Origin of the sequence: Flavobacterium commune, assembly GCF_001857965.1 — a bacterium.
Classification (GTDB): Bacteria; Bacteroidota; Bacteroidia; order Flavobacteriales; family Flavobacteriaceae; genus Flavobacterium; species Flavobacterium commune.
Genome location: NZ_CP017774.1, coordinates 2,658,841 through 2,672,901 on the forward strand (window position 1 = coordinate 2,658,841; position 14,061 = coordinate 2,672,901).

At 34.6% G+C, this 14,061-nt stretch carries 14 protein-coding genes; 10 read left to right on the forward strand and 4 right to left on the reverse strand.

What is annotated here, in order from left to right; translation table 11 throughout:
• The first annotated feature begins 69 nt into the window (after positions 1-69).
• Positions 70-471 carry an acyl-CoA thioesterase gene (locus tag BIW12_RS11145; RefSeq protein ID WP_071185177.1) on the forward strand — a complete coding sequence of 134 codons (402 nt, stop codon included), beginning with the start codon at positions 70-72 and terminating at the stop codon, positions 469-471.
• Positions 472-589: 118 nt separating this feature from the next.
• Here BIW12_RS11145 and BIW12_RS11150 read toward each other — a convergent pair whose 3' ends face one another.
• The 3 genes from BIW12_RS11150 to ribD all read right to left on the reverse strand — a co-directional run bounded on the left by BIW12_RS11150 (position 590) and on the right by ribD (position 2,946).
• Complete coding sequence (locus BIW12_RS11150; RefSeq protein WP_071185178.1) at positions 590-1,195, reverse strand: IMPACT family protein; 606 nt, start codon at positions 1,193-1,195, stop codon at positions 590-592.
• Positions 1,196-1,304: 109 nt separating this feature from the next.
• Positions 1,305-1,907: an HAD family hydrolase gene (locus BIW12_RS11155; RefSeq protein WP_071185179.1), complete on the reverse strand. Its 603-nt coding sequence runs from the start codon at positions 1,905-1,907 to the stop codon at positions 1,305-1,307.
• Positions 1,900-2,946, reverse strand: coding sequence for a bifunctional diaminohydroxyphosphoribosylaminopyrimidine deaminase/5-amino-6-(5-phosphoribosylamino)uracil reductase RibD (ribD, locus tag BIW12_RS11160; RefSeq protein WP_071185180.1), 1,047 nt, complete (start codon positions 2,944-2,946; stop codon positions 1,900-1,902). The genes BIW12_RS11155 and ribD overlap by 8 nt, the downstream gene beginning before the upstream one ends.
• Before the next feature lie 104 nt (positions 2,947-3,050).
• On the opposite strand from ribD, the gene BIW12_RS11165 reads away from it, so the two are divergent.
• Together BIW12_RS11165 and prmC are read left to right on the forward strand one after the other, a co-directional pair.
• Positions 3,051-3,539, forward strand: coding sequence for a GNAT family N-acetyltransferase (locus BIW12_RS11165; RefSeq protein WP_071185181.1), 489 nt, complete (start codon positions 3,051-3,053; stop codon positions 3,537-3,539).
• 38 nt (positions 3,540-3,577) lie between these two features.
• Positions 3,578-4,477 carry a peptide chain release factor N(5)-glutamine methyltransferase gene (gene prmC, locus BIW12_RS11170; RefSeq protein WP_071185182.1) on the forward strand — a complete coding sequence of 300 codons (900 nt, stop codon included), beginning with the start codon at positions 3,578-3,580 and terminating at the stop codon, positions 4,475-4,477.
• Between the two features lie 179 nt (positions 4,478-4,656).
• Here prmC and BIW12_RS11175 read toward each other — a convergent pair whose 3' ends face one another.
• Complete coding sequence (locus tag BIW12_RS11175; protein ID WP_071185183.1) at positions 4,657-5,898, reverse strand: ABC transporter permease; 1,242 nt, start codon at positions 5,896-5,898, stop codon at positions 4,657-4,659.
• A gap of 178 nt (positions 5,899-6,076) precedes the next feature.
• On the opposite strand from BIW12_RS11175, the gene hisS reads away from it, so the two are divergent.
• The 7 genes from hisS (at position 6,077) to BIW12_RS11210 (ending at position 14,051) form a co-directional block, all read left to right on the forward strand.
• The gene (gene hisS, locus BIW12_RS11180; RefSeq protein WP_071185184.1) at positions 6,077-7,447 is read left to right on the forward strand and encodes a histidine--tRNA ligase; all 1,371 of its coding nucleotides are present in this window, start codon (positions 6,077-6,079) and stop codon (positions 7,445-7,447) included.
• 330 nt (positions 7,448-7,777) lie between these two features.
• Complete coding sequence (locus BIW12_RS11185) at positions 7,778-8,359, forward strand: nucleotide exchange factor GrpE (RefSeq protein WP_071185185.1); 582 nt, start codon at positions 7,778-7,780, stop codon at positions 8,357-8,359.
• Between the two features lie 46 nt (positions 8,360-8,405).
• Positions 8,406-9,518 (forward strand): molecular chaperone DnaJ, encoded by a 1,113-nt coding sequence (dnaJ, locus tag BIW12_RS11190; RefSeq protein ID WP_071185186.1) that lies wholly within the window; start codon positions 8,406-8,408, stop codon positions 9,516-9,518.
• Between the two features lie 150 nt (positions 9,519-9,668).
• A complete protein-coding gene (locus tag BIW12_RS11195) occupies positions 9,669-10,595 on the forward strand; it encodes an ABC transporter ATP-binding protein (protein ID WP_071185187.1) in 927 nt (308 codons plus the stop codon).
• Positions 10,596-10,672: 77 nt separating this feature from the next.
• Positions 10,673-11,989: an ABC transporter permease gene (locus tag BIW12_RS11200; protein ID WP_071185188.1), complete on the forward strand. Its 1,317-nt coding sequence runs from the start codon at positions 10,673-10,675 to the stop codon at positions 11,987-11,989.
• A 100-nt stretch (positions 11,990-12,089) separates the two neighbouring features.
• Positions 12,090-13,253: a sigma-54-dependent transcriptional regulator gene (locus BIW12_RS11205; protein ID WP_071185189.1), complete on the forward strand. Its 1,164-nt coding sequence runs from the start codon at positions 12,090-12,092 to the stop codon at positions 13,251-13,253.
• Between the two features lie 114 nt (positions 13,254-13,367).
• Positions 13,368-14,051 carry a DEAD/DEAH box helicase gene (locus BIW12_RS11210; protein ID WP_071185190.1) on the forward strand — a complete coding sequence of 228 codons (684 nt, stop codon included), beginning with the start codon at positions 13,368-13,370 and terminating at the stop codon, positions 14,049-14,051.
• Positions 14,052-14,061 lie beyond the last annotated feature (10 nt).

The following is a 14,061-nucleotide window of genomic DNA, read 5'->3' on the forward strand; positions in this document are numbered from 1 at the left end:
TTGAAGAAATATTATTGTAAGTAAGAAGAAAAATATTCCAAATTAAGATAAAAAATAATACAGTTTAAAATGAAAATATACGAATTTAATGTGCGTGTAAGATATTCAGAAACCGATCAAATGGGAGTGGTTTATCACGGGAATTATGCACAGTATTTTGAGATGGGTCGCGTGGAATGGCTTAGAAACATTGGGATTTCATACAAATGGATGGAAGAAAATGGTGTAATGCTTCCTGTGGTTTCTTTGAATATTAATTATAAAAAACCAGCCCGATATGACGATTTGTTGAGGGTAAAAACAATTTTTAAAAGTCAGACTTCAGCGAAGATTGAATTTGATTATGAGATATACAATGAACAAAATGAGTTATTAACAATTGGGAACTCAATTTTGGTGTTTGTGAACATGAAAACGGGTCGTCCGATGGCTGCTCCGGAATATGTCAAAACGCAGCTTTTACGAATATAAAAATCTAAGGATTTTATATTTGATTTTCTTTAAAATTGAGAAGGAATTTGAATATTAAATTTAATAATCTCTGAATTTTTTAGGATTGATTTTTGAGGGTTTTATTTTATCTTGAAAATTATTCTTTTGCTTTTATCTCAATTTCGAATAAAGAATTAAAAATGTCGAATATTTGTTCGGCATTTTTTTTTCGGGTTTTGATTTCAATTTCGCAGCTCATTTCCATTTTTTGATTCACTATGTCTAAATTTTTTTCTTTGATGATGCGCATGACCTTATTCATGTTTTTGTAATCAAAAGAAATTAAATAATGGATGTCGATTGTTTTTTCTACAATGGAGCAATTTTCAAGTGTGAGTTGTGCGGCTGTTTTATAAGCAGTAATTAATCCGCCAACGCCTAATTTAGTTCCGCCAAAAATGCGAACAATAACAACGAGAGTGTTGGTTACTGAAAAAGACTGGATTTGTCCGTAAATAGGCGTTCCTGCACTATTGCTGGGTTCTCCATCATCATTGGCCCTGTAGCTGATTTTTTCACTGCCTATCTGGTAAGCATAACAATAATGGCAAGCGGTGGGATACTTTTTTCTTAAAATTTCAATTATTGGTTTGACTTCCTCTTCAGACGTTATTGGGAAAGCATAACCAAAGAATTTACTTCCTTTTTCTTTAAAAAGAATTTCTTCGGATGGAAATGCAATGGTATTGTAGGTGTCTTTCATTATTCAATAGTAATATCAAAAATCAAAATTCAATAACAATTTCAATATGAAAATTCAATGTCAAAATATAATTTTGTTATTGTTTATTGATATTGTCATTGCTATTGATTTAAAGAATGTCTTTGTTGAATAAATCGACTACGTCTTCTTTGCCAACCTGAAGATTCCAAACGTGAATTCCTAAAGCCTGAGCGGCATCGGTGTTTTCTTTTTTGTCGTCAACAAATAAGGTGCGTTTGGCTTGCAGTTCGTGTTTGTTTAAAACCGAAAGGTAAATTTCGGCATCGGGTTTGCGCATTCCCATTTCGAATGAAAAATAGACTTTTTCAAAGCATTGGTAAAAATCGCTGTAAAAAGAAGTTCCTACTCTTTGCTCGAATGTTTCAATGTGAATCGAGTCGGTGTTGCTCAATAAAAACAAACGGTATTTTTTAGAAAGCATTTGTAAAAATTCCAATCGATACAAAGGAAAGTCGGCTAAAATAGCATTCCAAGCCTCCAGAATTTCTTCGATGCTGGCATTAGGCATGTGTTTTTGAAATCCGGCTAAAAATTCCTCTCTTTTAATGTTTCCTTTTTCAAATTGAATATTCAAACGATCTAAATCTTCATTCCATTCTTTTAAACCTAGATTTTTAAGTCCGTCAATAGTGGCTTTTTTGTCTAAATTGATGAAGATATCTCCAAAATCAAAAATAATAGTATTAATCATGGTTGGTAGAAATTATTAGTTCATCTTCTAAAATGAACTGTTTTTGGTTTGCTTTTGGTTGTATAGTTGGTGCTTTTGTTCCGTTTTTAAAGATGGTTTTTCCTTTAAAAATACGTGCTTCGTCCCAAAGGTTATTGTCAATAAAAGTTTGTAAGGTTTGACGACCACCTTCAATTATTACCGATTGAATTTGATGTTCAAATAATTTTGTTAAGATTTGGGGAGCTATATTTTGTTCAAAATCAATTCTTTCAAAGATAAGGTTTTCTTGGTTTGCATCGGTATTTGTTTGGCAAAAAACAATCGTTTTGATTTGATTGTCCAGTAGAAAATTTTCTTTTGGAATCCGATTATTTTTGTCTAAAACCACTCTTACTGGGTTTTTTCCTGTCCAATCGCGAACATCTAATTTTGGATTGTCGTCTATGGCAGTTTGTGTACCCACAAGAATAGCCTGTTCTTCGCTTCGCCATTTATGGACTAATTGTCTCGAATATTGATTGGTGATCCAAATAGGTTTTTGTTCGTTTCTTTCTATTGGAGCAATAAATCCATCCTGACTTTCTGCCCATTTCAGGATGATATAAGGTCTTTTTTGTTGGTGGAAAGTAAAAAAACGTTTGTTGAGTGCGTTGCATTCTTCTTCCAGAAGGCCTACAGTAACGTTAATTCCTGCTTCGATTAGTTTTTTGATGCCTTTACCGGCTACTTTCTTGTTAGGATCTACCGTTCCAATGACTACATTTGGGATTTTATTTCGAATGATTAAATCGCAACAAGGCGGTGTTTTTCCAAAATGGCTGCAAGGCTCTAAGCTGACGTAAATAGTCGCTTTTTCTAGTAAAGATTTGTCTTTAACTGAATTTACGGCATTTACTTCGGCATGTGGTTCTCCTGCTTTTTTGTGCCAACCTTCGCCAATAATTTGGTTTTCATAAACAATAACGCTGCCCACCATCGGGTTAGGATAGGTCGTTCCCGTGCCATTTTTGGCTAGTTCAATGCAGCGCGCCAGGTATTTTTCATGTATCTTTTTCACGGCGCAAAAGTAGTTATTTTTGAGTTTATGATTTAGTTTTGAAACCACTAAAAATAACAATAAACTATTTCTATTTTTGCAACATAAATCAATATTTCAAGAAAATGGAAAATTGGGTTCTCAGAAAAATAGAAAAGAAAGACAATCAATCGATTGCTCAATTAATACGGACGGTTTTCGATGAATTAGATATCCCGAAAGTGGGAACTGCTTATGCCGATCCGTGTTTGGATTTGATGTTTGAGGAATATAACAAACCGAAATCAGCTTATTTTGTGGTCGAAAATAATGGAAAAATCATTGGAGGAGCAGGATTAGCTCCACTTAAAAATGAAGCCGAAACCATCTGTGAATTGCAAAAGTTTTTTTTTCTTCCCGAAGCTCGCGGTTTGGGAGTTGGAAGCAAAATGATGGAAATTTGTATGCAGGCGGCAAAGGATTTTGGTTTTGAAAAATGTTACCTCGAAACCATGCCTTTTATGCACGATGCTCAAAAACTGTATAAGAAATTTGGCTTTGAGTATATTTGCGCGCCCATGGGAAGTACAGGTCATGATTCTTGTCCGGTATGGATGTTGAAAGATTTACATTAAAAGCTTGTTGAAAAACAAATTCTAAACGAATAATATCAATGAAAATAAAGGCTTACAGAACTCAATTTATTCAAGCGCTTTCGATTATTTATGACGAAGGCGAAGCTGAAAGTTTTTTTTATTTGATATTAGAAGAAAAAAAGCAATTGAAACGAATTGACTTGGCTTTGCAGCCTGATTTAGAGTTTTCTGAAGAAGAAATTAGGATTTGGAATGCCATTTTGGAACAACTAAAACTAGAAATTCCAGTTCAGTATTTGTTGGGAAAAACTCATTTTTACGGATTAGAATTTGAAGTCAATGAAAACGTTTTGATTCCGAGACCGGAAACCGAAGAACTTGTCGAATGGATTATTGGAAGTCAGAAGTTAGAAGTTAGAAGTGAGAAGTCAGAAAGTAAAAAATTGAAGATTTTGGATATAGGAACCGGAAGTGGTTGTATTGCAATTTCATTGGCAAAAAATATTCCGAATGCGCAGGTTTTTGCAATTGATGTTTCTGAAAAAGCTTTGGCTACAGCCCAAAAAAATGCTGAAATGAATCAAACTGAAGTACATTTTATAAAAACTAACATTTTAAATATTAATAATTTACAAGAACTTCCAGCTTCTAACTTCCAGCTTCCAACTCATTTCGACATCATTGTATCAAATCCGCCCTATGTTCGAAATATAGAAAAACAGGAAATCAAGAAAAATGTTTTGGACAACGAACCGCATTTGGCTCTTTTTGTAGAAGATGATAATGCCTTAATTTTTTACCGAAAAATAGCCGAATTAGCTCGGAAAAACCTGACTCAAAACGGACAATTATTCTTCGAAATCAATCAATATCTTGGAAAAGAAATGATTTCATTACTCGAAAATATGAATTTCAAGAATGTTGAGTTGAGAAAAGATATTTACGGGAATGATAGAATGACAAAGGCTAGTGTTTAGTAGGTAGTTTTTGTATTTGTTTGTGCGATTTTAGGTGGTCTCTTTTTTTTGTTTTCAACGGATAAAAATCCGTTTCTACAATATGCTTCGTTCCTACGGAACTATCAAATTACATATTAGAGCCATGGGCTCGGATTATTTTGTAAGGCTGGACTTTAGTCCAGTTTAACTGATGAAAATTACTCATAACGCAGCGCCTCAATAGGATCTAGTTTTGCGGCTTTAATGGCTGGATACAATCCAGAAACAATAGCCACAATAAAACTGGTCAAGAAAGCAGCCATGATAGCTTCCCACGGAATAACGAAAGCAAAACTTAAGGCAGTCGCAATTCCGTAGCCGATTAAGATTCCGAAAATAATTCCGGCTAATCCACCCAATTGCCCTATAAGTAAAGTTTCTATGAAAAACTGAACTGCAACTGTAGAGCGTTTGGCTCCCAATGCTTTTCGAACACCGATTTCGCGAGTGCGTTCAGTAACCGAAACAATCATAATATTCATCAAAGCAATTGAAGAACCAAGAATTGTAATAATACCGATAACCCAGGATGCCCATCCTAAATATTGCGTAATGCTTAGGATTCGATTAATCAAATCATCACTTCGAACTACGCCGAAATTATTGTCTTTTATGGGACTTAATTTTCGAATGCTGCGCATGGTGCTGATAGCATTGTCAGTGGCCTGATCAAGAAATTCTTTATTGTTGACCATGACACTCAGGCTGTAATTGATATTAGGAGCTGTAAAAAGCGAGCGAGCCACCTGAATAGGAATTAAAACTCTTAAATCCTGGCTGTTGCCAAAAGTGGAGCCTTTCTCTTTTAAAACACCAATCACTTTGAATTTTGCACCGCGAATTGAAATGGTTTTGTTGATAGGGTTGACGTCTTTCAGTAATCCTTTTTCAAAATCAGATCCTACTACACAAACATAATTATTATTGCTGATGTCGAAATTATTGAAATTACGCCCTGAACTGGTTTCTAATCCGGAATTAGTAACAAAATATTCATCAACACCCAGAATAGAAATTTCAGGGTCGGTTTTTTCAGCTTCAAATTTTACTTCGACAGTTGAAGTGGCTTTGAAAGACAGTGAGGTTTGCGAAAGCGGAAAATTGTATTTGTTCTTAAAAGCTACTGCTTCAGGATAAGAAATAATGGGGTTGATGATTTCCCGTTCTTCGCCACCGTGTCTTTTTATGGTGTTTTCGTAGCGGTTAATGTTGAAGGTGTTGGCGCCCATTGAAGCAAAATCAGAAGAAATCGTGTTTTCTAATGCCGAAACCACCGTTAAAATTCCCACTAATGCCGTGATGCCAATAGCAATAATTAATATCGTGAGGGTGGTTCGTAGGATTTGGGTTTTGATAGAGCCAAAAGCTATTCTTATATTTTCCTTTAATAGATTGCGCATTGTAGTAGTTTGCTACGAAAATACAATTTTTGAGAGAAGTTTGTTTTCAAGGCAAGTTATTTATTTTAAAAATAAGATATTTGCAGCCAAAATAGAAGTTAGAGGTTAGAAATTAGAAGTAGAAGTGCTGAAAGATTCTAACCTCTAACCTCTAACCTCTAATTTCTAAATTTTAAAAATGGCATCAAAACCAAGTATTCCTAAAGGAACAAGAGATTTTTCACCTGCTGAGGTGGCTAAACGTCAATATATTATTCAGACTATAAAAAGTAATTTTGAAAAATTTGGTTTCCAACCGATAGAAACCCCTTCGTTTGAAAATTCAGAAACCCTGATGGGGAAATATGGAGAAGAAGGCGATCGATTGATTTTTAAAATATTGAATTCCGGAGATTATTTGGCGAAAGCCAATGCTGCTTATTTAGAAAATAAAGACAGCGTAAAGTTAACTTCAAGTATTTCTGAAAAAGCTTTGCGTTATGATTTGACGGTGCCTTTTGCAAGATATGTGGTGCAACATCAAAACGAAATTGAATTTCCTTTTAAAAGATACCAAATCCAACCGGTTTGGCGTGCCGACAGACCGCAAAAAGGACGTTTTAGAGAATTTTTTCAATGTGATGCCGATGTGGTAGGTTCAAAATCATTGTGGCAGGAAGTGGAATTGGTACAATTATATGATACAGTTTTCACTACTTTAGGTTTAAACGGAGTGACAGTTAAAATCAATAACCGAAAAATATTATCTGGAATTGCTGAGGTAATTGGTGCTTCGGATAAATTAATCGATTTTACGGTGGCTCTAGATAAGTTGGATAAAATTGGCGAAGACGGTGTAAAAAAGGAAATGATTGAAAAAGGAATTTCTGAGGAGGCAATTGTAAAAGTGCAGCCTTTGTTTAATTTTACCGGAAGTATTTCTGAAAAAATCGAAAAATTATCACAGCTTTTAGCCGCTTCGGAAGAAGGAATGAAAGGAGTGGAGGAGTTGCGTTTTATTTGTGACAACGTGACTAAATTAGGCTTGACAACTGCCATTTTAGATTTGGATGTGACTTTGGCACGTGGTTTAAATTATTATACAGGAGCTATTTTTGAAGTAGCTGCGCCAAAAGGAGTTGCTATGGGTTCTATTGGTGGCGGTGGTAGGTACGATGATTTGACTGGAATTTTCGGTTTAAAAAACATGAGTGGTGTGGGAATCTCTTTTGGTTTGGATCGTATTTATTTGGTAATTGAGGAATTAGGATTGTTTCCGGAAACCGTTACGGCAAGTTCAAAGGCTTTGTTTGTGAATTATGGAGATGCTGAAGCTTTTTATGCTTTACAAGCCATTAAAAAATTAAGAGCTTCAGGTATAAAAGTAGAGTTGTATCCTGATAAAGCTAAGGTGGCCAAACAATTTCAGCATGCTGATAAACGCAATATTCCTTTTGCAGTAATTGTAGGAGGAGAAGAAATGAGTTCGAATACTTTTTCGCTTAAGAATTTGGTTTCTGGAGAGCAAATAACGATGGATTTTGAATCGTTAAAGAATGCTTTGATTTAATTCAGAAATGTATAAACACAAAAAAAGCTTTGTCGGTTTGACAAAGCTTTTTTTAGTATAAGTAATCGCGAATTAATAATTGTTTTGAAATCAACTGTAATTTTTAAACTTGTTTTAGTCAAAAATCAGAGATTGATTAGAACCTAGTAACAAACATATAGAATCTATTTGAAATATGTCTTAAAAATTTATTAAAATTTTAATTTTAACATTAAAAAAAATTAAATTAAGAAAAAACAGGGTGGAAAAATAGTTATAAGAGAAAAGGGTGACAATTTGGCATTTGGATTGCTTTGGCAGTACTTTTGCTATCCAAAGGAAAGTGTAAAAATGAAGAAGTTTAAAAATATATTTAAAAATAAGGGAAATATGAGTACTGAGAATACAGAGATCGATAAAGAAATGGATGAGGCAACAGTAGAAAATACGGCAAGCCAAGAGCAGGCAGTTGCTGAGGAGTTAAGTGTTGAAGAGCAATTGGCAAAAGACTTAGCGGATGAAAAAGACAAACATTTACGATTATTTGCTGAATTTGAAAACTATAAAAGAAGAACTTCAAAAGAACGTATTGAATTGTTTAAAACGGCCAATCAGGAAGTTTTATTAGCAATGTTACCTGTTTTGGATGATTTTGACCGTGCTTTAGTTGAAATTGCAAAATCAGGAGATGAAACTTTAACCAAAGGAGTAGAGTTGATTCATGAGAAATTAAAAAGTACTTTGTCTTCTAAGGGATTAGAGTTAGTTGATGTGAAAGTTGGAGATGCTTTTAATGCAGATTTTGCAGAAGCAATTACACAAATTCCTGCTCCATCACCTAAATTAAAAGGTAAAATAGTAGATGTTCTTGAAAAAGGATACAAACTGGGAGATAAAATTATTCGTTACCCAAAAGTAGTTATTGGGCAGTAAATTTGGGTAGAAATGCATTGCAATGCGTTTTAAAAAATAAATACAAATGAAAAAAGATTTTTACGACATATTAGGTGTTTCTAAAAATGCTGATGCTGCGGCGATAAAGAAAGCCTACAGAAAAAAAGCTATTGAGTTTCACCCTGACAAAAATCCTGGAGACAAATCGGCAGAAGAAAAGTTCAAAGAAGCGGCAGAAGCTTATGAAGTTTTAGGTGATCCTGACAAAAAAGCAAAGTATGACCAATTTGGACACCAAGCTTTTGATGGTTCTGGTGGTTTTGGCGGAGGTCATCACATGAACATGGATGATATTTTCAGTCAGTTTGGTGATATCTTTGGAGGTGGTTTCGGTGGATTTGGCGGAGGCGGAAGCCGAGGCGGAGTTCGTCGTGCTAAAGGAAGCAATTTGCGTATCAAAGTAAAACTGACTTTGGAAGAAATTGCTAATGGTGTTGAGAAAAAAGTAAAGGTAAAACGTAAAGTTCAGGCTCCTGGAGTTACTTACAAAACTTGTTCTACTTGTAATGGTCAGGGACAGGTAATGCGAGTGACTAATACTATTTTAGGTAGAATGCAATCAGCGACAACTTGTCCTGCTTGTGGTGGATCTGGTCAAATTTTAGATAAAAAACCATCTAACGCTGATGCGCAAGGAATGATTGTAGAAGACGAAACGGTTTCTATTAAAATTCCAGCAGGTGTTGTTGATGGTATGCAATTAAAAGTTTCTAACAAAGGAAATGATGCTCCGGGGAATAGTATTCCGGGTGATTTAATTGTGGCTATCGAAGAGTTAGAGCACGAATTTCTAAAGCGTGAAGGAGAGAATTTACATTATGATTTATATGTAAGTTTCCCTGAGGCTGTCCTTGGAATTTCTAAAGATATTGAGGCTATCAACGGTAAAGTAAGAATCAAATTAGAAGAAGGAATCCAATCAGGAAAAATTCTTCGATTAAAAGGAAAAGGTATCCCAAGTATCAATGGATATGGAAATGGGGATTTGTTAGTTCATGTAAATGTTTGGACTCCTAAAACATTGAACAAAGAGCAAAAACAATTCTTCGAGAAATATTTAGAAGATGATAACTTCTCACCAAATCCTGAAAAATCAGATAAGTCATTTTTTGAGAAAGTAAAAGATATGTTTTCTTAGACTTTTTAAATAAAAATCATATAAACCCATTCGCCGCGGCCAATGGGTTTTTTTATGAAACAATTGTAATCGATTTAGGTAGTAATTATTTACTTTTACAGCCGCAAGGTCGAAAAGGCCTAATTGAAGAAGAAAATTCAAAAAATCAGCATGAATACCTTATTAGAAGTCAATAAAGTAGTGAAGCAATACGGAGATTACGTGGCATTAAACGATGTTTCTTTGTCTGTTCCTAAAGGCAGTATTTATGGACTTTTAGGTCCTAATGGTGCCGGAAAAACTTCCCTTATTCGAATCATCAATCAAATTACCATGCCGGATAGTGGTCTAATTATCCTGGATGGCGAAAAATTGCAACCCAAACACGTACAATATATAGGTTATCTTCCCGAGGAAAGAGGTTTGTACCAAAGTATGAAAGTAGGTGAGCAGTGTTTGTATTTGGCACAAATGAAAGGTTTGTCTAAGGCTGAAGCCAAAAAACAACTGGAATATTGGTTTGACCGATTGGGAATTCAAGGTTGGTGGAACAAGAAAATTCAGGAACTTTCTAAAGGTATGGCACAGAAAATCCAGTTTGTGGTTTGTGTGTTGCACAAACCTAAATTGTTGATTTTTGACGAACCATTTTCCGGTTTTGATCCTGTAAATGCTAATGTGATTAAAGACGAAATTCTGGCTTTGAAAGAACAGGGTTCTACAATTATTTTTTCGACTCACCGAATGGAAAGTGTGGAAGAATTGTGTGATCATATTGCTTTGATTCATAAATCGAATAAATTGATCGAAGGGAAATTAGACGATGTTAAAAGACAACATAAGACCAATAGTTTTGAAGTGGGGGTTTTAACCGATAATGTAGAAGGTTTGATGTATGATATTACCCAGAAATTCACTGTTAGCCCGGCTAATTTTAAATCCTTGAATAAAGAATTAAAACTTGAAATTCAAATAGGTAATGCACTGCCTAATGAATTATTGAATTTAATAACTCAACGCGGGCAAGTCACTCACTTTGTAGAAAAAATTCCGAGTGTAAACGATATTTTTATTCAAACAGTAACTGAAAAAGCTTAGATTTCAGATTTCAGATTTTAGAGTAAAACCTAAGATCTAAAATCTAAAGTCAACAATCTAAAATCTAAAATCAAGAAATGAGTGTAATATCACTGATTATAAAAAGAGAATTTTTTGCCAAGGTGCGCAATAAATCCTTTATTGTAATGACCTTTTTAAGTCCATTGTTATTTGTGGCGGTAGCAATATTTGTGGGCTATTTGAGTTCGATGAAAGCCGATGTGAAACGAGTGGCTATTCATGACGAAACGGGTTTGTTTGCCAATGAATTTGTTGCTCAGAATAATGTGGACAGCGACTATAAATATTTTGATTTTTCCCAAATTGACAGTCAGTACCTGAAAGACAGTATTGCTAATAATGGTTATGAAGGATTATTGCTTATTCCTAAAACTACATCTGTAACTGATTTAGAAAACAAAATAGAGTTTATTTCTAATGCCAGTCCAAGTATTTCGTTTATTGAAAATACTCAGGATATTATTGCCAGAAAAATTACTAAAATCAATCTGGAAAATGCGCATTTAGATACTTTGGCTATAAAAAAAGCGCAGGCCCATGTTAATATTGCTATAGCAAAAACATCAGGAGAACAAGGTTTAAAAGGGTTGAATGAAGCTAAAATCGCTATTGGTGGTGCTTTTGGTTATTTAATCATGATGTTCATTATTATTTATGGGAATATGGTCATGCGATCAGTGATTGAAGAAAAAACAAACCGAATTATAGAAATTATTATTTCTTCGGTAAAACCTTTTCAGTTAATGATTGGCAAAATTATTGGTACATCATTAGCGGGAATTTTACAGTTTACCATTTGGGTCATTATTGGACTTTCATTACTGTTTGCAGCTTCTGTATTTTTTGGAGTAAATGTTGGTCCAGCGGCTAATTTATCGCCTGCATTAATGGAGCATTCTGCAACAGAATTTACAGGAACAGCTCAATTGTATCTCAAAGAATTATGGAATTTGCCTATAGCCGGCATTTTGATTGGTTTTGTGGTTTATTTCATCGGAGGTTATTTTTTATATAGTTCATTTTATGCAGCCATTGGTGCCGCTGTCGATAATCAAACCGATTCACAGCAGTTTCTTTTGCCTGTGATTTTGCCTTTAATGTTAAGTGTTTATGTTGGTTTTTTTAGCGTAGTTAATGATCCTAATAGTACGATTGCAGTTGCTTTTTCGATTATTCCGTTAACTTCGCCAATTGTGATGTTAATGCGAATTCCTTTTGGAGTTCCATTTTGGCAAATAGCCGTTTCAATTACATTATTATTTGGGACATTTTTATTGGTGGTTTGGTTTGCTGCCAAAATTTATCGTGTGGGAATATTGATGTATGGGAAAAAACCAAGTTGGAAAGAATTGTACCGTTGGTTAAAATATTAATTTGAAGCGACTAAGGTTCTAAGTTGTTAAGGTTTTTTTAATGTTTAAAAAAAAGAACTCAGAATCTTAGTAACTTAGAACCTCAGAATTTAGAAAATATATGAGTAAAATACTAATTATCGAAGACGAAGCCGCAATTAGAAGGGTGCTTACTAAAATTCTTTCGGAAGAAAATGATGCTTATCAGGTTGAAGAAGCGGAAGATGGTGTTTCAGGCTACGAAAAAATAAAAAATAACGATTACGACTTGGTTCTATGTGATATCAAGATGCCAAAAATGGATGGTGTCGAATTATTAGAAGAAGTTAAAAAGATAAAGCCGGAAATTCCGATGGTGATGATTTCGGGTCATGGCGATATGGAAACGGCTATTCAGGCGATGCGTTTAGGAGCTTTTGATTATATTTCTAAACCACCTGATTTGAATCGTTTATTGAATACGGTTCGCAATGCTTTAGACAGAAAACAACTGGTAGTTGAGAATAAAATTCTAAAGAAAAAAGTCAGCAAAAACTACGAAATGATTGGCGAAAGCGAAGCAATTAATCATATAAAAGTTATGATTGATAAGGTGGCTCAAACCGAAGCCCGTGTACTGATTACTGGACCTAATGGAACCGGAAAAGAATTAGTTGCGCATCAACTGCATGAAAAAAGTGAGCGTGCTGCTTTTCCTTTAATCGAAGTGAACTGTGCTGCGATTCCGTCAGAATTGATAGAAAGCGAATTGTTTGGTCACGTAAAAGGCGCTTTTACTTCGGCGGTGAAAGACCGTGCGGGTAAATTTGAAGCGGCCGATAAAGGAACTATTTTTCTGGATGAAATTGGCGATATGAGTCTTTCGGCTCAGGCCAAAGTATTACGTGCTTTACAGGAAAATATCATTACCAGAGTGGGTGCTGATAAGGACATAAAAGTGGATGTGCGTGTAGTGGCTGCGACAAATAAAGATTTGAAAAAAGAAATCGAAGAAGGACGTTTCCGAGAGGATTTGTACCACCGATTGGCAGTAATTTTAATTAAAGTACCTTCGCTGAATGACAGACGCGAAGATATTCCGTTATTAGTGACTCATTTTGCTGAAAAAATTGCTACAGAACAAGGAAATGCAGTGAAGAAATTTTCGGATGATGCCATCAAATTATTGCAAGAATACGATTGGACGGGTAATATCCGCGAATTACGTAATGTGGTGGAACGCTTGATTATCCTTGGCGGAAGCCAGATATCCGAAAATGATGTGAAGCTGTTTGCAAGTAAATAAATTATTTCACAAAGATTCACAAAGAGAAAACACAAAGAAACGCAAAAGAATTATAATTAAAACTTAGCGAATCTTCATTTAAACTTAGCGAATCTTTGTGTAAAAACTATAAAAATGAAACTAAAAAAAATAAACGAAAAGTTACAGCAGGGATTAATTGAAAACGGATTAACCGAGGCAAATGATATCCAAAAAGAAACTTTTTCGACTATAAAAAGTGGCGTCGATTGTATTATTATCGCTCCGGATGGAGAAGGAAAAACGACTACAATTGTGTTAAACGTAATTCAGCGATTGATTGGTTGTGTTGAAGAATCGCCAAGAGCTTTGATAGTTGTGGAGGATAAAGCCAAGGTTTTAGAAATGGAAGCGCTTTTTGAAAAGTACGGAAAATACAGTGAACTGGAAGTTTATGGTGTTCATGACAAAGGTGATATGGATTATGATAAAAATTATATTTCTACCGGAATTGACGTTTTAATTGGTACTCCAAATAAATTGAATGATATGTTTTCTACGGCGGGTTACAATGTAAACCGATTGAAGATGTTTATTATTGATGATGCAAATCCAATTTTGAAATTGCGTCATGAAACTAAGATTATGCGTATTTCGAATAGTATTGCTAAAACACAGCGTATTATTTTTGGAGATCAATTATCAGAAAGAATAGAAATTTTGGCTGATAAAATGATGGAAGAGCCTGAAATCTTTGATTTTGAAGATGTTGATTATGATGAAGAATTCACTGATGAAGAACTTGACGAAGACGAAGAAAACGACGGAGAAGAAGAATAAAAAATAAATA